Source organism: Mycetohabitans sp. B46, assembly GCF_037389205.1.
Classification (GTDB): Bacteria; Pseudomonadota; Gammaproteobacteria; order Burkholderiales; family Burkholderiaceae; genus Mycetohabitans.
Genome location: NZ_JADBGL010000005.1, coordinates 231207 through 252477 on the forward strand (window position 1 = coordinate 231207; position 21271 = coordinate 252477).

Here is a 21271-nt window from a genome sequence, read left to right on the forward strand (position 1 = left end):
TCAGTCCCCCTCGAAAACCGGCCGCTGCTTGGCGGCGAACGCCTCGTAGGCCCGCCCGAAGTCGCGCGTGGCCATGCAAATCGCTTGCGCCTGCGCCTCGGCCTCAATCGCCTCGTCGATGCCCATATTCCATTCCTGGTGCAGCATCTTCTTCGTGATGCCATGCGCGAAGGTCGGACCGCTTGCCAGTTCCGTGGCGAGCGCGGCTGCCTTTGCAAGCAGCGCCTGGGGTTCGCTGACCCGGTTGTAGAAACCCCACGCGTGCGCCTCATCGCCGCTCATCGCGCGGCCCGTGAGCAGCAGCTCCGACGCGCGGCCATGCCCGATGATGCGCGGCAGCAGCGCACAGGCGCCCATGTCACATCCGGCTAGCCCTACCCGCGTAAACAAGAACGCCACCTTGCTGCGCTGCGTGCCCAACCGCAGGTCCGACGCCATCGCGACGATCGCGCCGGCACCCGCGCATACGCCGTCGATCGCGGCGACGATCGGCTGCGGGCAGTGCCGCATCGCCTTGACGAGATCGCCAGTCATCCGCGTGAACATCAACAATTCCGGCATCGGCAGGTCGATCAGCGGTTCGATGATGTCGTGCACGTCGCCACCGGAGCAGAAATTCTCGCCCGCGCCATGCACCACGACCGCGTTAACGTCCGTCGCATACGTGAGCGCACGGAATAGGTCGCGCAGTTCGGCATAGGATGCGAAGGTCAACGGGTTCTTGCGCTCGGGCCGGTTCAGCACGATCGTCGCGACCTTGCCATCGACCTGCCACAGGAAATGCTGCGCGCGATAATCCGCAAGCGTCGTCCGGTTGCCGGAGACGAGCGCTGCGTCAGCGGTCTTTGTCATCATGCATCTCGCTTCAGTGTATCCAATAGATGGCTTTTGAGCTTGCCCAGCTTCTGGTGCACTCTCGCCTTTTCGTCCAAGTCCAGCCCGCCAAGCAGTTCGACGATCCATTGTTCGTGCGCGACCGCCATCCGGTCAAACAACGTGCGCCCTGACGGTGTCAACCGGACCGTATACGCGCGGCGATCATTCGGATCCTCCGTGCGCGTGACCAGCCCTTCTTTCTCAAGCTGGTCCGTGATGCCTGTGACGTTGCCGCCGGTCACCATCAGCCGTCGCGACAGCTCACTCATCTTCAACCCATCCGGATGACGCTCGAGTTGCGCCATCAGATCAAAACGCGGCAGGGTCGTATCAAACTCGGCGCGCAATCGCTTGCGCAGCGCCGTCTGCACCAGGTTGGTCGTGGTCAATAGCCGCAGCCACAGACGCAGGCCCATATGGCTGCTGGCGCCACTCCTCAGTTCCAAGTCGCCGACATTGTCGAGATTGCTGCGGCTCACATCACCTCCCCGCCACTGACCGACACTGCGTGGCCATTGATCGAGCGGGCACCTGGCGAGCACAGCCACAGCACCGTGTCCGCGACCTCGTCGGGCGCGATAAAGCGGCCTTGCGGATTGGCGCGTAGCAGTTCGCGCCGCGCATCCGCCTCGTCACGGCCCGTCTTCGCCACGATCTGCGCGATCGACTCGCGTAGCAGCGGCGTGTCCGTGTAGCCGGGGCAAACCGCGTTCACCGTCACGCCATGGGCCGCATATTCGAGCGCCAGTGCGCGCGTCAACCCGATCACGCCGTGCTTGGCTGCGCAGTATGCAGCTACGTAGGCATAACCCGCGAGGCCTGCGGTGCTCGCAATATTGATCACGCGCCCATCCCGGCGCTCAACCATCGAGTCGATGACCGCACGCGTGCACAGGTACACGCCGCCCAGATTTACGTCAAGCATGCGCTGCCACAATGCCGGATCGGTCCGGCTAAATGGCGCCGCTTGTGCGTGCCCAGCGTTGTTCACCAGGATGTCAACCGGACCGAAGGCGGCACTCGCTATCGCAAATGCGGTGTCGACCGAATCAGCTTGCGTGACGTCCACTGCGACAGCTTGCGCGCACGGCGCCGGCCGCGCGTGAGCGTCGTGCGTCGATACTAACCGCCCGAGCTGCTCACACAAGCGCTTCCGATCACGTCCCATCACGGTCACCCGCGCCCCGCTGCGCGCGAGCGCCTGCGCACAAGCGGCGCCGATACCACTGCCGCCGCCAGTCACGACCGCGTGCCGCCCTTGCAGTGCGACTCCCGTCATACACTCTCCTCGGCACGCCGCGCGCGCTCCACCGCGCTCAGTCCGGCACCCTTCGCGGTTTGCCGCCGTTCACACTCGATGCTGCGCTCCAGTTGCGTCTTCGCCGCGGCATATTGCTTCGGCCACTGTACATCCAGGTACCCGATCTTGGCCGCCTCGGTCAACGTCCATGCCGGATTCGCTAGATGCGGTCGGGCCACCGCGCACAGGTCTGCGCGACCGGCCGCGATAATGCTATTGACGTGGTCCGCTTCCGAGATCGCGCCGACAGCAATCGTCGCAATCCCCGCTTCGTTGCGAATGCGGTCCGCGAACGGCGTCTGGAACATGCGTCCATAAACGGGTTTTTCCTGCTTGCTGACCTGCCCCGACGACACATTGATCAAGTCCGCGCCCGCCGCCTTGAAAGCGTGTGCAATTAGCACCGCGTCGTCGGGCGTGATGCCACCATCGACCCAGTCATGCGCGGAGATCCGAACCGACATGGGCAGGTGTTGCGGCCAGACGTCACGCACGGCGGCAAAGATCTCGAGCGGAAACCGAAGACGGTTTTCCATCGATCCGCCGTACTCGTCCGTGCGCTGGTTCGTCAGCGGCGAGATGAAGCTCGACAGCAGATAACCGTGCGCGCAGTGCAGCTCGAGCCAGTCGAAACCCGCTTCTCGCGCCATCGCGGCCGCACGCACGAACTGCTCATGAATCTCGCACAAGTCGTCGCGTGTCGCTTCTCGCGACCACTGGCTGACGCCCTTTAAATACTGCTGCCGGGACGCGGACACGATGGACCAATTGCCGTCCAGCAGCGGCTGGCCGATGCCCTCCCAGGCCACCCGGGTGGAGGCCTTCGCGCCGGCATGCCCGATCTGCACGCCGATCTTCGCATCGGAGTGCAGATGGACGAAATCGACGATCCGCCGCCACGCTGGCAGGTGCGCCGGCGCGTACAGGCCCGGACAGCCGGGTGTGATGCGGCCCTGCGGCGACACGCACGTCATCTCCGTCATCACGAGCGCCGCGCCGCCCATGGCACGCGCGCCCAGGTGCACGAGATGATAATCGCCGACCGTGCCCTCGTGCGCCGAATACTGCGCCATCGGCGAGACCATCACGCGGTTCTTCAACGTAACGCCGCGTACTGTGAACGGCGTGAACATCGGCGCAATGGAGCGTTTGCCCGACACGCGCTCGACACCCGCTTGTGCAGCGAACCAGTCCTCGAAGCCCTCGACATAGCGTGCATCACGCTCGCGCAGGTTCTCGTGCGAAATGCGCTGCGAGCGCGTGAGCAACGAGTAGGCGAACTGCTCCGGCGCGAGCGACGTATAGCGTGACACGTTCTCGAACCACTCGGTCGAATTGCGCGCCGCATTCTGAATGCGCCACACCTGCACGCTGCGCTGCTGCGTGTAGTGCGTCAACGCCGCCGGCAGGTCCCCTCGATGGGCGTCGATGCTATCAGCCAGTTCGATAGCGTCCTCCAGCGCGAGCTTCGTGCCAGAGCCGATCGAGAAATGCGCGGTATGCGCCGCGTCGCCCATCAGCACCACCGGTGCGCGGCCGTTATGGTGCACCCATTGTGCGTTGACGACGCGCGGGAAACGGATCCACTGCGCGGAGCCGCGCAAGTGATGGGCATTGGATATCAGCGCATGGCCATCCAGGTATTTCGCGAACAGCCGCTCGCAAAACGCGATACCAGCCTCCTTGCTCATTTCGTCCAGGCCGGCGGCACGCCACACCTCATCCGGCGTCTCGACGATGAACGTCGAGGTCTCATCGTCGAAGCGATAGGCGTGCGCCTGAAACCAGCCCCATTGTGTCTGCTCGAATACGAACGTAAACGCGTCAAAGCGCTTGCGCGTGCCGAGCCAGACGAAGCGGCAGCGGCGCATGTCAATATCCGGCTGGTATGTGGCTGCGTATTTCGCGCGCATCACGCTGTTTGCGCCGTCGCTCGCAATGATCAGGTCTACATCGTAAGCCTCGTCGTTCGTCACGTTGGTTTCGAACACAAGCTTGACGCCAAGCGCCTCGCAACGCTCCTGCAGGATGTTCAGCAGCCGCTTGCGGCCAATACCGCAAAAACCATGGCCGGACGAGCGGATCGTGCGGCCCTTGAAATGAATCTCGATGTCGTCCCAATGGTGAAACGAATCGAGAATGGCATCCGCGCTCGACGCATCGGCCACGCGCAGATTATCCAGCGTTTGGTTGGAGAACACTACGCCCCAGCCAAATGTATCGTAGGGCCGGTTGCGCTCGATGACAGTCACGTCATACGCCGGATTGCGCTTTTTCATCAACAGCGCGAAGTACAGGCCCGCGGGGCCCCCACCAATACAGACAATTCGCATCGGTTCCATCCCCGTTTGGATCATACTATGAAAATTACTCTACCCTTAAATATTTTAGGTGTCAAGCAAACTACCGACGGCCCGGCCGGGGGCTGGTGACGGCAGCAACGCACTTGCTGACCATCCCACAACGCCCGTACGAGGGCACCGCCACTTTTGTGCCGTGTCAGCGACTCACCACTGGCATTTTGTGGTTTCGCGTACATCGTTCCAATGTTCGCGCACAGTAGCATGTCTGATGCGCGTATCGAAAGGCATCGAATGAGACGTTTTTCTTCTTACTTGTTGGCGGGGATCGCAATTGTGACGTTGGCCGGCACGACACTCCAAATGGCCTTCAGCGATCAAACCGACGGGGATGTCGCCTCTCACTTGCCTGTTTTGAAGGCGGGCGACATGACAGTAGCGGCCATCCCGTCGGCCCTGGCCGGCGCCGCCGTGAAATCTGGTAGACCGACGGACACGCCGGCCCTGGCTGTGCCCCCCACCATCCTGTGCGGTAATGGCAGCAAAGGAATTTTCTACGGTATTGGCGGTCACGTCGGGCAAGGAGGCGTGTACGACAAGATGAGTTACGAACAGCAACTCCGTCATATCAAGGAACTGGGTATGACGATGTACGGGCACGATGTTTTCGATTACGCCAGCACACAAAAGGTTCTTCGAATTGCTAAACTGGCAAAAAAACAATGCATCGGCGTCTTTGCTGCGCTGACCGCCGATCTGAATGCCTACGCCAACGAGGACGCAGCCTACCGCGACGGATTAAAACTAGGAATGATGGTCGCCACGACGCTCAAGGGCGTCGTCCAGTATTACCAGGTGGGTAACGAGTATGAGAATGTCAGCATTCGCCGCGGACAGGGCAGCAGTCCGGACGACTATGATAATGCCTCTTTTCAAAAGGCTCGTGGCTCGATTCTCGGCATGATTGACGGGATAAAGCGCGCCAACCCCTCCGCCACGATCGTGATGTGCCCGCTAGGGTGGCTACATTTCGGTTTCCTGGACATGCTGTACACCGGCACGCAACCCGACGGCTCCCGAGGGCACCGGATCCCGAAGTGGGACATCACCGCATGGCATTGGTATTCGGACATGGGGGACATCACCGCCGCGCGAGGCGTCAACGTGCTCAGGCGCTTGCACGAGACGTACCGCAAGCCAATCTGGATCACCGAACTAGGTGTCCGACCGGGCGCGAGCGAACAGGCATCGGCAGCCTACCTGGTTGGGCCAAATGCGCTCGGCGGCTTAATTCAGTATGCTAAGCAGTACAATATTCAGAACGTTACGTTGTATGAATTGCTTGACGATGAGGCGTACGGTGGCGATGGAAACTACGGCTTGTTGGGCAACGACGGTACCGTCCGCAAGCATCGCTATGATGTAATTAAGCGGTTCATTGCGACGCACGCGATGCCGTAGGGAGCGCAAATACATTTGCAGAGCAGCCTGCCCAACCACCATGCCCGCGCCGATCATGGCTCACGTACTTTTTCAAACAACGCGTCGATATCCATGCCGTCAATATTGATACCGAACGTGCCGGTCAGGCACTCCGCCAACTCGGCGGCACTGGCCAGCCGCCGCCGCTGATCGCTGCCGTCACGCAAGCGCAACGTGAGCCGATCGTTGCGCAGCACGGCACGCACGTCGCCGACGATGCGGCACACGTTCAATTCGTGGACAAAATGGGAATCGGGATGGGCGCAGGTGTACCAATTGGCCATCTCATGGTCGATTCGATACGTGGGTCGCGGCTCGAACCAATAGACCTTCTGCCAGCGCGAACCCAGCGCTACTTCAAGGTCGTAGCCCTGTTGCAGCACAGGCTGCCCGATGAGCCGAGCCGGCTCAAATGGCGTCGGCTGAACGGTGTCCGCGGCCAGCCGCAACGGCGCCGTCAGTGTGACGGCACCAAAACCGACATCGGCGACGAACGGCCCTTCAGGTAGCGCGATATGCAACAGCAGATGGGACTTGGCCGTCACGTCGGCACCGTCGTGCCGCCATAAGACGCGCGCAAGCATCGGCGTCACATCGAAACCTAATTCAGTGAGCACCGCACCAAACAGCGTGTTGTGCTCGAAGCAGTAGCCGCCTCGGCCGCCGGTCACCAGTTTTTGCTGGATCCGATCCAGGTCCAGCCGTACGCGCTCGCCACGCAACGGATCGAGATTCTCGAACGGAATCGCTCGTGGATGCAGCGCGTGCAGCCCACTCAGCACTTCAAGCGTCGACTGCGCCGCCCCGGCATAGCCAATACGCTCGAAATAGGCGGCAAGATCGACGCGCTCAGCCATCACAGTGCACCATCGCGCAACGCGCGCACGAGCCTGCCCTCGGCACGACCCTGCCAACAGGTTCCCGCCACCGCATTGCAACGGACCGTCATGGCGTATCCGCGCACTGACGCGCTGCGCCCTCGATCCAAAGGTTGCCCGGATGGCGCTGGCCTGGATAGAACCGGAAGCTCGTACTGCCATCGTCGTCGATACGGATTTTCACGATGTTGGAGTCACCGAAATCCAACATCTGGCCCTGGGGAATCGGCGACGCGCGAAATGACGCATGATGCCGGCTCGCAGCATCGGTCATGCACGCGATCACCTCCTGCGTGCTGCGCCCAGTCGAGGCAACCTTCTCGGGTTCGCCAGCGTCGGGATTATGCTGCATCAACACGCAGCCGCTCAAAGCGAGCGCAACAAACATCGAAACGAAAGGCTTGGTCATCCCATCTCCCGGTTGGGTCCGTTCCTCCCAACAGTAGCACGGCCGGTGCCCACAGCCCGTTGCATAGCGGGCTGTGGCGTCGGCGTGAACGAATCACCGCGCGCAGCCGGCCACCCGTTTTCGTCCTCACTGTCGCAGGCCAAACGCAGGCTCGCGGCTGATCAGGGGCAGGCGCGCGAGATCCGCCCGCTGCACGCCTCTATCTCAATACACGCCGCCGTGCGCCCCCGGTTTGGGCAGCGCGTGCTTGAAACGCGCGGCCAACGCGTCGGCACTACGCGCCAGCAACGTCGTATCCACGCCGACCGCGACAAACTGCGCGCCCAATTCGATATAGCGGCGCGCGAGTGCCTCCTCAGACATCAGGATGCCAGGCGCTTTGCCGGCCGCACGAATCTGCTGGATCGCCGCTTCGATCGCCGCGCTCACCTGCGGATGCTCAGGCTCCCCCAGGTGGCCCAGGTCCGCACACAGGTCGGCCGGACCAATGAACACCCCGTCCACCCCCTCGACGGCGGCAATATCGTTGAGATGGCGCAATCCTTGCGCGCTCTCGATTTGCACCAGTACGCAAAGCTCGTCGTCGGCATGCTTCAAGTAGTCGGTCACGCGGTTCCAGCGCGACGCGCGCGCAAGCGCACTGCCAACGCCACGCACACCGCGCGGCGGATAGCGGGTCGCTGCCACTGCGCGTCGCGCCTCCTGTGCGTCCTGCACCATCGGTAACAGCACGGTCTGTGCGCCAATATCCAGGATCTGCTTGATCAACACCGTATCGTTCCACGCCGCCCTGACAATCGGATGCGACGCGTACGGCGCCACCGCTTGGAGTTGTCCCAGTATCGACGGAACGGTGTTCGGGGCGTGCTCGCCGTCAAGCAGCAGCCAGTCGAAGCCGGCGCCGGCCACGACCTCGGCTGCATAGGCATGCGCTAAGCCGACCCACAGGCCGATTTGCACGCGGCCCTCGGCCAATGCACGTTTGAATGGATTGACAGGGAGTTTCATGGGAGCCGGCCGGTCGAGGCAATGAATCAGTATATTACCTATATACCGTTTCCGGACGACTGCGCCTGGCCTTGCGCATTGACGAAGTCCAGTACCGCGCGATTGAATGCGCGCGGGTGCGCCAAGTTCATTCCGTGCGAGGCGCCGGTAATCGTCGTTTGGCTGGCACCGTCGATACGTTGGTGCAGCCATTCGATGTTCCGATGAAAGATCGAAGGGCTTTTCTCCCCGCCGACGAGCAGGACCGGCACCGTGATTGCGCCGGCCTCGTGTGCGGCAAAGGCCGGCATCCGCTCCGCCATTTGTGGCCGCAGCGTATGGGCGTTGTCGCGCGCCATTGCCTTGAACCCGTACGGGCTTTGCGCCCACGACCCTGGACGGCTGACCGAGTCGACAAACAATGCCAGGCCAGCGTCCACTTCGCCCTGCTCGATCAGCGCCACGGCGCGGGCACGCAGCGGGTTGTCCTTACCCGCCGTCTGCGCGCCTGGCGCATCACTATCTTGAACGGCACCACCCGGGTCGGCCAGTGTCACGCTGCGCAACCGGTCGGGAAAGCGGCGGGCAAGATGAAACGCAAGGTAGGCGCCACGGGAGTGCGCGACCACATGCGCCGGCTCACGCACGACCTCGTCGATGAACGCGGCAATCTGCTGTACATGCACACCCCAACTGAACGGCAGCGCACGATTCAGCTCACGCGTCGGGAAGTAGTGCCCGAGGCTGAGCGATAGCACGCGATGCGTCGACGCCAGCGGCGCGAACTGCGGCTCCCAATACCGATAATCGCACAGCGAACCGTGAACCAGCACGATCGGCTCGCCACTGCCCGCCTGCGCGAAAGCAACGCTTGCTCCATCAGCCAGCGTAATGGTCTGCACAGGCGGCATCACGCACGTCGGCGTCGCGCGCGGCACTGGAGATACGCCGGTCATTGCTCCGGCTCGACCATGAAGTGCTCAGTCGACTGCCCAGCATGCACCGCGCGCTTGAGCCAATCAGGCATGTCTCCTTCACCATCCCATGCGTTGCCATACGCATCACGAAACAATATCGGCTTTATTTTCTTTTCCTCTTCAGCGAGGGCTTCGGCCAGACGCTCAATGGAAATGCCATACTCGTCCATCCGATGGTGAATATACGCAATGATTCGCTGTCTCTTCTGTTCGTCCATATAGGGGAAAATCATTGTTCGCGCAAGCTGCACGGCGAACCGGCGAGCGTACGCCGGTGGCACAGAGGAGGCGCTTCAACCACTATTTTAACGCGCTTTGCGAAATCCCGATCAAGCCGCCGACTGACGCCGGTCGCACGGGTTAAAATTGGGGCTTGCGGCCGCGCCAGCCGCCGCCGTGCCGCGCATAGCGTAGGAACAATGGAATCCCCGTCAGTTGCGCGATAAACCATGCCAGCGACGAGTCGTCATGGATATCGATGGCATGCAACCTGAACGGATCGGTCGCGTCATCGTTCCAGCCGACGTCGCATGTTCTGGCGGTGCGGTAGCCGGCCGCGCGCAACAGCCGGATCTCCCTTTCCCCATAGTTGCCGTTCGGGTAGGCAACCTGCACACAGGGCCGGCCGATCAACCGTTCGATGTCCCGCCGGGAGCCGGTAATCTCCTGCTCGCATTCGGCGTCGTCGCAACAGGTTAGGATCGGATGAAAACGCGTAGGGGACTGAAAGTCAACCCGCGCGCGCATCTATCTGCTTGACTTGCCGCACGCTAAGCCCGGTCGGCGCGGCGCCATCGCGACCCTCGTGTGCGTTCATTGACTCCTCCGGCAGCCCGTCGCCCGTCAGCACCGGCAAGACTTGCCGCAGCTCCGCGCCGTGGTAGCCGCGCTCGTGCAATTGTGCGAGGCGCTCGCGGTTTGGCAGCCGCTTTAACCTTTCGATATCTGTACCAGCGGCGGCCGGATGCATCCACCAATGTGCGGCGCGATGCTCGATGACGCCGCTGCACAGAAAAATGGTCGGCCGCGGCTCGGCTGGCTTAACGCGTCCAACGGCACGATGTCGCAGATGCGCGCCAGATAGGGCAGGTGGGCATCCAGCGTTGATGGCGACGCATTCCCCGTCGTGTAGGACAGCCCGGCTCACAGTCTGTCCAACGACTGCGCGTACTGGCCACCGCTTGCATTTTGCGGTCACTGCTTGCATGGCATCTGCTGCAGTGCAACGCCCATTCCGCGTCCCGGCGCACCTTGACGCAAGTTGGGCCCCCGCGTCGCATCACCGTCTTGCTCAACGCCGCATCTTTATGTCCGCTGCCGCGTGTCGCAGCATGATGCTGCGTTGCAGCATTGAAACCTTTGCGCAGGCTTCCTAAAGTTAAATCAGGCGCACGCACGCTGTGTGCCGCCCATAACGTGACAAGTTGAATATCTAAAGGAGCAGATCATGCGGTTCACGACCCATCTCTTGCGGCACGAGAACCACTTCGAGTTGCGACATGCAACGATGCCGACCTATATCGCAAGCTACCTATTCCCCGCAGTGCTATTGCTCTACGAAGTATGGCGGGTAGGCTCATGGATATATATGCACGGCATGAACTTTGCCAACTTCAATTCAATGGGGTACGAGTACACCGTGATGCTCGCCTGGTTCGGGCTGCAGGTGGCAACCGAGATCGTGTTTTTGATCGGTGCTGCGCTCAGCCGCCATCGCGACTTCGGGCATCGCATCGCCAATTTGCTGTGCGGCGTGTTTTGCTCTGCCGTCGTCCTGCTGTTCGATTTCGGCCTACAGCACTGGATGTGACCGAAGCGGCCGCTCATCGTCGCGGCCGCGCCAGTGCCCGTGTCTTGCGCGCGAGGCATTTAAGCGCTTCGCGCAACTGCGCAACTCGCCCCTGTTGCGGATTTAGGCACGCACTTTTAACAACTCGTTGGGACCGACAGCGGATGTTGAAGCGCTCTGCGGGCACCGATCGTCGATGCATGAGTGCTGGCATTGAGACACCCACGCTATTGGGACGAAAAGGCGGGCAGACTCGCGGCGTAAAGTCGAAAGTTTCAATTAGCCGATCTTGTGTTCCGACAGGACTGGCACTATCGAAGTGCCAGAATATAGACGCCGCCCCCAAGAGCGCGCTGTTGAATCGGCACTGACTGTGAAAGACTATGAGGGGGGCAGCGCAGAACCGGAATGAGACTGGCAGAAGGAAAGCACGGGTTGACCACTTTGGAGCCTGCCCTACCTTATCGTTTGCCGCCAGAATGCTCGCATGGCATGTCCTGGCTTCGGCTGTCTGTCAGCGTCGCGCGGCGCGTGCCGCAACAATAGGCTCACCTTTTTTTCACAGCAGGCAGCCGCCGTGCGGCTGACAAGCCGATCATGGATACTCGTTACTTATTTGCTCCTCACGCATCGGATCCGAGCTTGCCTCGAACCGAGATGGATAATAGGGCCGAAGCGCCGGCACCGCAACCCGTCCAGCGACCGACTCCGCGTTCGATGAGCGGGCACGCGCTACCGATCCTGAGTTGGTCCTCCAGCGATCGGCGCGGACTGCATACGCTGCCGGAGAGCCACCACGCGTATGGCATGACGTGGCACCAGACGGTCCAGGTCGGATCGGGCCGGCGTCCCACATCGCCTATGGCGTCAACGCCGGCGCGGCGAGCCGAATGGCCCTCCGAGGGCTCGCCGCCAGACGTGGCCCGCACCACGCCAGCCGGCTTAGTCAAAGCTACCCGCGCTAAAGGCTACCTGTTTCGCCCTAATCCTCAAGACGCCGCGCTTCTCCAAGATCTGTCCGCGCGCTTGGCTGCCTATTGCGACTCACAGGATGAGGATAAATCATTGAAAAAAAATACTATAGAGCGGCACGTGCGTAACCTAAAAGGGCTATCGGAATGGCTGATGGAACAGCCCGAGCAAAGCCTGACCAACGTGCTGGCACGGCTTGAAGACGGTCAGCTGTCAGACCTTCACCAACAGCAATTACTCACTCGCTATCAAGCCAAGCCGGTAGGCGGGTGCGGCGTCCAATATGACGCTGCGACCATCGGCGCCTCAATCCGGTGGCTACAAAAGTTGCAGGCATGGGAGTGCGAGTGTGCGTTGGACGGCATCGTTTTGCCGGGGGTTGCCACAGTCCCTGTTCCCGCAGCGATAGATACTCAGGTCAAACGCGAAATGATTGCGTTCTGGTTGGCGAGGCAATCTTCGACGCGAAACGATAAAGCGATACTTCAACAGGCTCCGCATTTGACAGCTAAAGAAAAATCTGCCTTAAGATCATTGGCACGGTGGTTTTCCACCACCTACAATCAAAAGGATAAACTTGATTGCATGGCAAAATATGCAAAGCCAGATATGATAGACTTAATCACTGAATGTTACAAGCTAAGCGCCAATAAATCGTATAAAAAAATCATCAATGGCGCAATAAAAAATTTTTTGTCAGGATCAAAAGTTAAAATCTACCGAAACTTGGATGCGCAGTTACATGCGGACGATAAACTGGCAATCGATATTATTAAAAAACATTCATATCATGATTCAGTTGTTACAGCATTTAAAGAGTTTGCCATTTGGGAGAGAAAGCGGCCGGATCCGGTGAGCTTGGCGCAAATCATTGCAAATCCTGCCTATCAGGCTCACTCTGATAAATTATTGAAAGAATTTTTTAACGACAAGGAAATAAAACCCACTTATAAAACCCATATAAAAAGGGAGATCCCAAAGACCCAAGAAAGCGACGAGTTGAAGCGGGCGTTGAGTAAGCTACTGTCTTGATACGGGAAGCGGCCCGTCATCGGTCATCGAGCGAGCGATATTGACTTTTAACTTTTCAAATGTCACGCCATTGACAATGCTTGAACAGCATTAGCAAAATGTGCAAGCAGCACGACCATGCAGCTGCCCCGTCCACGTTGTTTGCTCTTGCCCACGGCCTCGCTCTCCTGCGCAACGTGCTCGATATGCAGGGCCGAGAACTTCCCGACGTGCAGCAGCGCGGCCTGTTCATTGGCCCATGCCACCACGTCCTTGTCATAACTCGTTGCCATAGGTCACTTTTTTATCTGCTTTTCGGTCCCCCATTTTGCCAACCGCGGGATAGTACCTCGTACTATTCAGGCCCGCCCCGCGAAAGCCGCAGCATGGTATGCCCCCGTATCAATATACCGCCCTGAACCTTTGCCCTGCCGTCGCCATGCGTTTTTGCGCAGCAGTGTCACGGCAATACGAGCGTGACGCTGCGCGTTACACCAGTCTTGAAACGCCATCGGGATGCTCTGCCCATACAAGCTCATAAGCGATATAGGCGAAGCAGTCCACGCTGGCGCACAAAAAGGGAGGGTATGGTCACCCATTTCCTCTACTCAATTTTCGCCAAGCTTTTCAGGCGCATCGGCATCCAATGGATGTGGACATAGTCCAAACACGCCTGAAGCATAGCGGTTCCATGCCCAGTTTGCCAGCCTGCTGGCACATCGACAAAACTGGGCCACAGCGCGTGGTGAGGCTCGGCATTCACGGCCACCACGACAGACCACTTGAATCATCCCATGCTTCACTCATACTCAATTCTCCTATTCATTTTCCGGGGATAAACACCCGCGCTAGACATCAAGCTTGTGCCACAGGATACGCCGATTCGCGCCGTTGATCTGCCAATTCATTTAGCTTCCTCGCTATCACACGACCGATTGCAGCGGCTGGTTCCGGTTCGAGCAGTGCTCTATGGACGCAATGGACATCGTAAATCTCGATATTCCCACGTACATAAGGTTGCCATGCATCGCGAGGTACGAGCGTGGGAGAGGCATCGTCCACTAGGGTTGTGTGGAAGAAAAGCGCGTTGCCACCATAGATGGGCGGAGAAAAGTTTCTCAAAATACGGTGATGGTTTTTCGCGATTTCCCAAGCGTTCCGCCGTAGCGATTCATCCATAGCCGAAATCAATTCTTCACCATACTGCGCCACCAGCGCAGCATAATGGGCCGCTTCATCAAATTCGGGCACATCATCCAACACGCCGGGGTTGGGATGGCTATCCAACAACGCCAGTAATGCCACTGACTCACCTTGCTGCTCCAGCTGCACCGCCATGCTGTGAGCCACCATGCCCCCTAAGCTCCATCCTAATAGGTGGTACGGTCCTTGAGGCTGAATGCGGCGAATCTGCTCAAGATAGTCCGACGCCATCGCCTCAATCGTGGAGGCAAGCGTCCCTGTTCCGTCGAATCCACGCGCTTGCAAGCCATAGAGGGGCTGATCACTATCCAAGTGAGGCAACAAGCCCATATAGCTCCAGCTCAGCCCCATGGCGGGATGGATGCAAAAAAGCGGAGGACGACTACCTTGAGGTTTGAGCGCAAGCAGCACACCAAATGAGCTTTCTTGGCTTCCCTGCTGCTCGACTAAGCGTTGTGCCAAACCTGCGAGAGTCGGTGCCTCGAACAGGGTGCGAATGGCCAGTTCCACTCCAAGCACATCACGAACACGGCTCATCAAGTGCATCGCCAATAGTGAGTGCCCGCCGAGCGCAAAGAAGCTATCGTGCCGGCCGACACACTCGACGCCCAGCAGTTCGGTCCAAATCGCTGCGAGCGCCGTCTCGAACTGACCTTGTGGCGCCTCATACACTTGACGCACCAACGCATTCTCATCCGGCGCGGGCAACGCACGCCGATCGAGTTTGCCGTTCGGCGTGAGCGGGAACGCATCGAGCCGCACCAATGCGGCCGGCACCATATAGTCGGGCAAGTTGGCCGCCAGATGCGCGTGCAGCACACTGGTGAGCGTTTCATCTTCCTCAGCGACCACATAGGCGATCAGCCGCTGATTGACGCCCTCACCACGCGCAAGCACCGCCGCGTCGCGCACCCGTGGATGGGCAGCCAGGCACGCTTCGATCTCGCCCAACTCAATCCGAAAGCCGCGAATCTTGACTTGATGATCATTGCGGCCTAGGAACTCCAGATTGCCGTTGGGTAAATAACGTGCCCAATCCCCTGTCTTGTACATCCGCGCATCGGCTTCTTGAGAAAAGGGATTGCGCACAAAACGCTCAGTGGTCAGCTCCGGACGGTTCAGATAACCCCGCGCGACGCCTGCGCCACCAATATACAGCTCCCCGACTGCGCCCAACGGCACCGGCTGGCCGTATGCATCCAACACGTAGAGTTGCGTGTTCGCGATAGGCCGGCCAATGGGCACAGTGGGTCCATCCGTGTCGCGTGGACCCACCCATTGCAAGGCAGAGGACCAAATGGTCGTCTCCGTAGGACCGTACAGATTCCACAATCCTCCCGTCGCGCGACCCAGCCGGATAGACAGACTCGAAGGTAAGGCTTCTCCGCCGCATAATATTTTTAGGTTAAGCATTGGCTCGGGTAGCTCTAGCAATGCCCGCCAAACGGACGGCACGGCTTGCATCACCGTGATGCGTTGTTCAATGATCCGATTGTGCAGCTTGACCGGGTCAGTGACCTCATCACGGCTCGCCATCACCACCGTCGCACCCTGGCTCATCGGCCAATACAACTCCAGGCCAGCGATATCAAAAGCGATGCTAGTCACGGCCAGCAAACGGTCATCGCTTGTTATACCGGGTGATGACGACATGGCGGTCAAGAAATTGACCACATTGCGGTGCTCGACCATCACCCCCTTGGGCTTACCCGTGGAGCCAGAGGTATAGATCACGTACGCAAGATGATGAGACATGAGGCCATTTACCGCTGGATTGGTCTCCGCCCGCTGCGGCACGCTATGCGGATCCAGCACCGTGCGCGACGCGAGCACCGCGTCCCCCAGTGCGGTCCGACCCGCTGCATCCGCGAGCACAATGGCGGGTGCCGCGTCCGTAAGGATATGCGCAAGACGCTCGCCCGGATACGCGGGGTCCAACGGCACGTACGCGCCGCCGGCCTTTAAAATCGCGAGCAGTCCCACCACCATCGCCGGTGAGCGCTCGACACAAATGGCCACACGTGCATCGGGCTGGACGCCCAACTCGATCAACTGATGGGCGAGACGATTGGCTCGCGCATTCAGCTCGGCGTAACTGACTGCCTGATCTTCAGAGACCAACGCCGTCGCCTCAGGCGTGCGCTGCGCCTGCGCCTCGAACAACTGATGCACGCACAGGTGCGACGGATAGGGCTGCTGCGTCGCGTTCCACGCCTGCAGCAGCTGCTCCCGCTCCTCATTGGGCAATATCTCCAATTGTCCAATCGACCATTCTGGCCTCGTCTCGAGCGCCTCGGCCAAACTGTGCAGCGCCTGCTGCATATACCCACATACTCGATCCGGATCCAACGACGCCACGACCTGCGCGGTCAACCCCAGCGCATGACCGAAGTCTTCGACCGACAGCATCAATGGGTAATTGGTACGCTCTTCGGCACTGAGCCACTCGACGCCGGGCAGCATGCTGTGCTCATCTGTGCTGAGCGCATTATGCCGATAGTTCAGCAGCGCGCTAAACAACGGCGTGCCCGCCGGCACGCGACTACAGCGCTGCGCCAGGGCCAACGACGCATGCTCATGCTCGAGCAGCGCCGCCAGCCGCGCATGCGTGGCGCGCACGGCTGCCTCCACGCTGCCGGCCAAGTCTACGCGCAGTGGCAGCGTATTGATAAACAGCCCCATCGCACTGTCGGCACCGCTACCGGCCTGCATCCGGCCAAATAGCACCGTACCAAACACCACCCTTTGCTGGCCACTGGCGCGCGCGAGCACCTGTGCCCACGTTAGATGGCACAGGCTCGCTAGACTCACGCCCAGCCGTTTAGCATGCGCGCGCAGCCGATCGTTCAATGCCTGCGGCAACATCCGGTGCACTTCGCGCACCTGCGCACCGTCGCAATGCACCTGCGACAGACCAAACGGCAACGTCGGTTCCTCAATGTCGGCAAGCTGCTCGGTGAAGAAACGCTCGTGGGCAGCTTGACTGACGCCCAGTCGCGCCTGCGCGATCAAATTGCGGAACGGCTGCGCTGCCGGCAACGCCTCGCCCTTTCCTTCGATAAACGCCCGCACTTCCGCATGCATGATCTTGAGCGAGGAAACGTCATCGATCAGGTGGTGCTGCAATTGGACCATTAACCAGCGACCGTCCGTGTCCTGGGCGATCGCACAACGCAGCAGCGGCGCTTGCCTCAGATCCAGCCGCGTGTGGCGCGGATCAAAGCGCTGCGCCAGTTGCTCGGCAATCGGTCCATCCTTCGCCTCCAACGTGATCTCGGTTACCGACAGCGGCGCGTGACGCCAGACCACTTGCGCGGGCTTGGACAGCCCCTCCCAGACAAACGCGGTGCGCAAAATGTCGTGCCGATTGACCACCTGCTGAACTGCGTCCAGATACTGATCGAGCCGCGCTCGCGTGTCGAAGGCGAGTTGTGCAATCGCCAGGTACGGATCACCCTGCGTGGCCAGCAGATGGTGGAACAGGATGCCGTCCTGCAGCGGCGAGAGTGCATAGATATCCTGGATGTTCGCCACGCCACCCGGCACTTGCTCGACAATGCGATCGATCTCGGCCTGCGTCAGCTCGATCAGCGGCAGCAAGTCTGGTGTCAGCGCTGTCGTCTCTGGTGTGATGCGATTCGGCGGCACCGCCACTTCACGATGCTGACTCAGTGACTGGGCCAACGCGCTGAGCACCGGCGTATCGAACAACGCCCGCACGGACAACCCTAGAGCGCGACGGCGCAGGCGCTCAATGAGCTGCACCGCCAGCAGTGAATGCCCACCCAACGCAAAGAAGCTGTCGTGACGGCTGATTCTCTCCACACCCAGCAACTCGGCCCAAATCTCGGCCAGCGTGGTCTCCACCTCACCTTGCGGCGCTTCATACGCTTGATGCGCAAACGCCTGCCCATCGGGCGCTGGCAGCGCACGCCGGTCCAGCTTGCCATTGGGCGTGAGCGGCAACGCATCGAGCCGCACGAACGCACTGGGCACCATATATTCAGGCAACGCGGCTGACACATGCGTGCGCAAGTTGCCCGCTAACGCGTCATCGGGCTCGGCCACCACATACGCGACTAGCCGCTTAGCTTGCCCTTCGCCCCTCGCCAGCACCACCGCGTCGTGCACCTGCGCGTGCTGAGTCAGACAGGCTTCAATCTCGCCCAACTCAATGCGAAAGCCGCGAATCTTGACTTGGTGGTCATTGCGGCCCAGGAACTCCAAGTTCCCATCGGGTAAATACCGCGCCAAATCCCCCGTCTTATACATGCGCGCATCGGGCTCGGCCGTGAACGGATCGCGCACGAAGCGCTCTGCCGTCAGCTCCGGACGATTCAAGTAGCCACGCGCCACCCCTGCGCCACCAATATATAGCTCGCCGACTGCGCCTAATGGCACCGGCTGCTGATAGGCGTCGAGCACATAGATCTTCAAATCAGGGATGCGCACGCCAATCGGACTGCCCCCTTGCGTACTATCCTCAGGTCGAAGCGGCCGGTACGTCACATGCACGGTCGTCTCAGTAATCCCATACATGTTCACCAGTTGCGGGCCCTGCTCTGCGCGTGTCGCATACCACGCTTGCAAGATGGAGGGCTCCAGCGCTTCTCCACCAAAAATCACATAGCGCAGCTGATCCCTTAAGGGGCTTTGCGCTTGGCTGGCAATCCATGCTTTGAACGCACTTGGGGTTTGATTCAATACCGTGACGCCCTGTTCACAGACTAATCGGTGGAAGTCTTGCGGGGAACGAGCCATCTGATGGGGAACGATGATGAGCTTGCCACCATGACGCAATGCGCCCCAAAGCTCCCATACGGAAAAGTCAAAGGCAAACGAGTGAAACAGACACCAAGTATCGTTCTCGTCGAAGTGATACCAAGGTTGTGTCGCCTCAAACAACCGCACCACCTGCGCGTGCTCGACCATCACCCCTTTGGGCATACCGGTCGAACCGGACGTATAGATCACATACGCCAGATGATGGGGCGTTAGGCTCGGCACCGACGGATTCGTCTGCGGCTGCGGCGGCAGACTGTTCGGATCGAGCACGGTGCGATCGGCCACGGCTGCGTCACCCAGTGCCGCCCGGCCCGCCGCATCGGCCAGCACCATGTCCGGTGCCGCATCCTGCACGATATGCGCGAGCCGCTCGCCCGCATACGTCGGATCAAGCGGCACGTAGCCTCCCCCGGCTTTGAGGATCGCCAGCAACCCGATGACCATCGCGGGACTACGCTGCACGCAGATCGCCACCCGTGCATCGGGCTGCACGCCCAGTTCGATCAACTGATGCGCCAGGCGGTTCGCCCGCGCATTCAACTCAGCGTAGCTCAGCGCCTGATCCTCATAGACTAGCGCCGTCGCCTCGGGCGTGCGCTCCACTTGCGCTTCAAATAGTTGGTGAATGCACTGATCGGCTGGATAGTCCTGTTGCGTCGCATTCCACGTCTCGAGCAACAACGTGTGCTCAGCCGGCGTCAGCAACTCAACACGGGTCACGGGTTGCGGCTCGTTTGCCGCCATCGCTTGCAACATCGTCTGCACATACCCAACGTGTCGCTCGATCGTTGCACGGTCGAACAGCGCCGTCGCATAGCCCAGGCTCCCCGCAATCTCTTCCTCTGCCTCCTGTAAGTGCAACTCCAGATCGAACTTGACCACGTCATAAGACAAGGGCGCTGACGTGACGTCCAGCTCCGGCAGCTGCCACGCTTCAGTCTCGTTGTTCTGCCACGCAAACATCACTTGAAACAGCGGCGTATGCTCGAGCCGGCGCGGTGGCTGCACAATCTCGACGACCTGCTCGAACGGCAGATCCTGATGCGCTTGCGCTTCCAGTGCCGTGCGCCGCACCCGCTCAATCAGCTGCGTCGTCGTCGGCTCACCAGACAGATCCACCCGCAACGCCAGCGTGTTCACAAAGAAGCCAATCAACGGCTCAATTTGACGATGGTGACGATTCGCACTGGGCGTACCAATGACCAGATCGTCTTGCCCCGATAGGCGCGCGAGCACCGCACTCCACGCTGCGAGCACCGTCATAAATAATGTCGCACCGTGCGCTTGACTCACGCGCTTCAGTGCCCGGGTGGTTTGCGCATCGATCCGGATCGGCACATAGGCCCCAGCGAACGATTGCTGCGCCGGCCGCGGCCGGTCAGTGGGCAATGTCAGCAGCACCGGTGCATCGGCCAGCCGCGTGCGCCAATATTCGCTTTGCGCTTGCAGCCGCTCGCCCGAGAGCCACTGCCGCTGCCACGCCGCATAATCCGGATATTGGATCGTCAGTGCCGGCAACGGCTCGGCCGACTCCCCGCAGGCCGCACGATATAGCGCATTCAATTCGCGCACCAGCACCCCGATTGACCAACCATCCGACACGATATGGTGCTGCACCAGCAGCATGACGTGCTCGTCATCGGCCAATTGCACCCCGCAGGCGCGGATCAGCGGACCACGGGCCAGGTCGAACGGCGCCTGTGCCGCCTCAGCGCTCAGTCGCACCAGTTGGGCCTGCGCGTCGCGCTCGCCGCGCAGGTCATGCCAGATCATCGGCATCCCTGTCTCGGCCGGCAACAGCTGCACCTGTGGTTGACCGTCGACGCTCAAAAACACTGAGCGCAGCGCTTCGTGACGTGTCCACAGCCCATCCAGCGCTCGCTGCCAGGCGACACGGTTCAAGGTGCCACGCAGGCGCAGCGCCAGCGGGATATGATAGGTGTCGCTCACCCCGTCGAGCTGCGCGAGGAACCATAGCCGTTGCTGCGCGAACGACAGCGGCAAATGGCCTTCGCGCGGCACCGGTGTGATCTCGGGCAGCACGGCGCTGTCCGTACGTTGCGCATCCAATGCCGCGGCGAACCCGGCCAGCGTCGGCGCAGCAAACAACGTCGCCAGCGGCAATGCGATGCCCAGGGCAGCCACCCGGTTCATCAAGCGCACCGCGAGCAGTGAATGCCCACCCAACGTGAAGAAGCTGTCGTGTCGGCCCACTCGTTCGACACCGAGCAACTCAGCCCACATCTCGGCCAGCGTGGTCTCCCATTCGCCCTGCGGTGCTTCGTACGCTTGATGCGCGAAT

General features: G+C 60.6%; 17 protein-coding genes. 3 read left to right on the forward strand and 14 right to left on the reverse strand.

The window, feature by feature from the left end; translation table 11 throughout:
- The 4 genes from IHE30_RS07800 to IHE30_RS07815 are packed head-to-tail and all read right to left on the reverse strand — an operon-like array spanning nt 1 to nt 4509.
- A complete protein-coding gene (locus IHE30_RS07800) occupies nt 1-852 on the reverse strand; it encodes an enoyl-CoA hydratase family protein (protein ID WP_337689793.1) in 852 nt (283 codons plus the stop codon).
- Nucleotides 852-1355, reverse strand: coding sequence for a MarR family winged helix-turn-helix transcriptional regulator (locus tag IHE30_RS07805; RefSeq protein WP_337689794.1), 504 nt, complete (start codon nt 1353-1355; stop codon nt 852-854). The genes IHE30_RS07800 and IHE30_RS07805 overlap by 1 nt, the downstream gene beginning before the upstream one ends.
- The gene (locus IHE30_RS07810) at nt 1352-2155 is read right to left on the reverse strand and encodes an SDR family NAD(P)-dependent oxidoreductase (RefSeq protein ID WP_337689795.1); all 804 of its coding nucleotides are present in this window, start codon (nt 2153-2155) and stop codon (nt 1352-1354) included. Before IHE30_RS07810 ends, IHE30_RS07805 begins: the two co-directional genes overlap by 4 nt.
- Nucleotides 2152-4509 (reverse strand): bifunctional salicylyl-CoA 5-hydroxylase/oxidoreductase, encoded by a 2358-nt coding sequence (locus IHE30_RS07815; protein WP_337689796.1) that lies wholly within the window; start codon nt 4507-4509, stop codon nt 2152-2154. Before IHE30_RS07815 ends, IHE30_RS07810 begins: the two co-directional genes overlap by 4 nt.
- A 261-nt stretch (nt 4510-4770) precedes the next feature.
- Here IHE30_RS07815 and IHE30_RS07820 point away from each other — a divergent pair, with 261 nt between their 5' ends.
- Complete coding sequence (locus IHE30_RS07820; RefSeq protein WP_337689797.1) at nt 4771-5937, forward strand: glycosyl hydrolase; 1167 nt, start codon at nt 4771-4773, stop codon at nt 5935-5937.
- Nucleotides 5938-5990: 53 nt separating this feature from the next.
- Here the strand turns inward: IHE30_RS07820 and IHE30_RS07825 are convergent, their stop codons facing one another.
- The 7 genes from IHE30_RS07825 to IHE30_RS07855 form a co-directional block, all read right to left on the reverse strand.
- Entirely contained in the window at nt 5991-6815 is an 825-nt protein-coding gene (locus tag IHE30_RS07825) for an arylamine N-acetyltransferase family protein (RefSeq protein ID WP_337689798.1), read from the reverse strand.
- An 88-nt stretch (nt 6816-6903) separates the two neighbouring features.
- A complete protein-coding gene (locus IHE30_RS07830; protein ID WP_337689799.1) occupies nt 6904-7245 on the reverse strand; it encodes a hypothetical protein in 342 nt (113 codons plus the stop codon).
- Between the two features lie 204 nt (nt 7246-7449).
- The gene (gene hpaI, locus IHE30_RS07835; RefSeq protein WP_337689800.1) at nt 7450-8253 is read right to left on the reverse strand and encodes a 4-hydroxy-2-oxoheptanedioate aldolase; all 804 of its coding nucleotides are present in this window, start codon (nt 8251-8253) and stop codon (nt 7450-7452) included.
- 38 nt (nt 8254-8291) lie between these two features.
- The gene (locus IHE30_RS07840; RefSeq protein ID WP_337689801.1) at nt 8292-9188 is read right to left on the reverse strand and encodes an alpha/beta fold hydrolase; all 897 of its coding nucleotides are present in this window, start codon (nt 9186-9188) and stop codon (nt 8292-8294) included.
- The gene (locus IHE30_RS07845) at nt 9185-9427 is read right to left on the reverse strand and encodes an H-NS family nucleoid-associated regulatory protein (protein WP_337689802.1); all 243 of its coding nucleotides are present in this window, start codon (nt 9425-9427) and stop codon (nt 9185-9187) included. Before IHE30_RS07845 ends, IHE30_RS07840 begins: the two co-directional genes overlap by 4 nt.
- 142 nt (nt 9428-9569) lie before the next feature.
- Entirely contained in the window at nt 9570-9956 is a 387-nt protein-coding gene (locus tag IHE30_RS07850; RefSeq protein ID WP_337689803.1) for a polysaccharide deacetylase family protein, read from the reverse strand.
- Nucleotides 9940-10356, reverse strand: a complete 417-nt coding sequence (locus IHE30_RS07855) for a hypothetical protein (protein WP_337689804.1) — start codon at nt 10354-10356, stop codon at nt 9940-9942. The genes IHE30_RS07850 and IHE30_RS07855 overlap by 17 nt, the downstream gene beginning before the upstream one ends.
- 441 nt (nt 10357-10797) lie before the next feature.
- Here IHE30_RS07855 and IHE30_RS15145 point away from each other — a divergent pair, with 441 nt between their 5' ends.
- Both IHE30_RS15145 and IHE30_RS07865 read left to right on the forward strand, forming a co-directional pair.
- Complete coding sequence (locus IHE30_RS15145) at nt 10798-11019, forward strand: hypothetical protein (protein WP_443193624.1); 222 nt, start codon at nt 10798-10800, stop codon at nt 11017-11019.
- Between the two features lie 897 nt (nt 11020-11916).
- Nucleotides 11917-13002 carry a hypothetical protein gene (locus tag IHE30_RS07865; protein WP_337689806.1) on the forward strand — a complete coding sequence of 362 codons (1086 nt, stop codon included), beginning with the start codon at nt 11917-11919 and terminating at the stop codon, nt 13000-13002.
- A 62-nt stretch (nt 13003-13064) separates the two neighbouring features.
- Here the strand turns inward: IHE30_RS07865 and IHE30_RS07870 are convergent, their stop codons facing one another.
- From IHE30_RS07870 to IHE30_RS07875, 3 genes are all read right to left on the reverse strand, one after another.
- Complete coding sequence (locus tag IHE30_RS07870) at nt 13065-13274, reverse strand: DUF29 family protein (protein WP_337689807.1); 210 nt, start codon at nt 13272-13274, stop codon at nt 13065-13067.
- Nucleotides 13275-13585: 311 nt separating this feature from the next.
- Nucleotides 13586-13753 carry an MbtH family NRPS accessory protein gene (locus IHE30_RS15150; RefSeq protein WP_443193625.1) on the reverse strand — a complete coding sequence of 56 codons (168 nt, stop codon included), beginning with the start codon at nt 13751-13753 and terminating at the stop codon, nt 13586-13588.
- 83 nt (nt 13754-13836) lie between these two features.
- The coding region (locus IHE30_RS07875; protein ID WP_337689808.1) for an amino acid adenylation domain-containing protein at nt 13837-21271 on the reverse strand (7435 nt) is incomplete at its 5' end.

Excerpts from the sequence above, each read along its gene's own strand:
- IHE30_RS07800 (WP_337689793.1), bottom strand. The coding sequence starts at position 852 with ATGACAAAGACCGCTGACGCAGCGCTCGTCTCCGGCAACCGGACGACG.
- IHE30_RS07810 (WP_337689795.1), bottom strand. The coding sequence starts at position 2,155 with ATGACGGGAGTCGCACTGCAAGGGCGGCACGCGGTCGTGACTGGCGGC.
- IHE30_RS07815 (WP_337689796.1), bottom strand. The coding sequence starts at position 4,509 with ATGCGAATTGTCTGTATTGGTGGGGGCCCCGCGGGCCTGTACTTCGCG.
- IHE30_RS07820 (WP_337689797.1), top strand. The coding sequence starts at position 4,771 with ATGAGACGTTTTTCTTCTTACTTGTTGGCGGGGATCGCAATTGTGACG.
- IHE30_RS07825 (WP_337689798.1), bottom strand. The coding sequence starts at position 6,815 with ATGGCTGAGCGCGTCGATCTTGCCGCCTATTTCGAGCGTATTGGCTAT.
- IHE30_RS07830 (WP_337689799.1), bottom strand. The coding sequence starts at position 7,245 with ATGACCAAGCCTTTCGTTTCGATGTTTGTTGCGCTCGCTTTGAGCGGC.
- hpaI (WP_337689800.1), bottom strand. The coding sequence starts at position 8,253 with ATGAAACTCCCTGTCAATCCATTCAAACGTGCATTGGCCGAGGGCCGC.
- IHE30_RS07840 (WP_337689801.1), bottom strand. The coding sequence starts at position 9,188 with ATGACCGGCGTATCTCCAGTGCCGCGCGCGACGCCGACGTGCGTGATG.
- IHE30_RS07845 (WP_337689802.1), bottom strand. The coding sequence starts at position 9,427 with ATGGACGAACAGAAGAGACAGCGAATCATTGCGTATATTCACCATCGG.
- IHE30_RS07850 (WP_337689803.1), bottom strand. The coding sequence starts at position 9,956 with ATGCGCGCGCGGGTTGACTTTCAGTCCCCTACGCGTTTTCATCCGATC.
- IHE30_RS15145 (WP_443193624.1), top strand. The coding sequence starts at position 10,798 with ATGCACGGCATGAACTTTGCCAACTTCAATTCAATGGGGTACGAGTAC.
- IHE30_RS07870 (WP_337689807.1), bottom strand. The coding sequence starts at position 13,274 with ATGGCAACGAGTTATGACAAGGACGTGGTGGCATGGGCCAATGAACAG.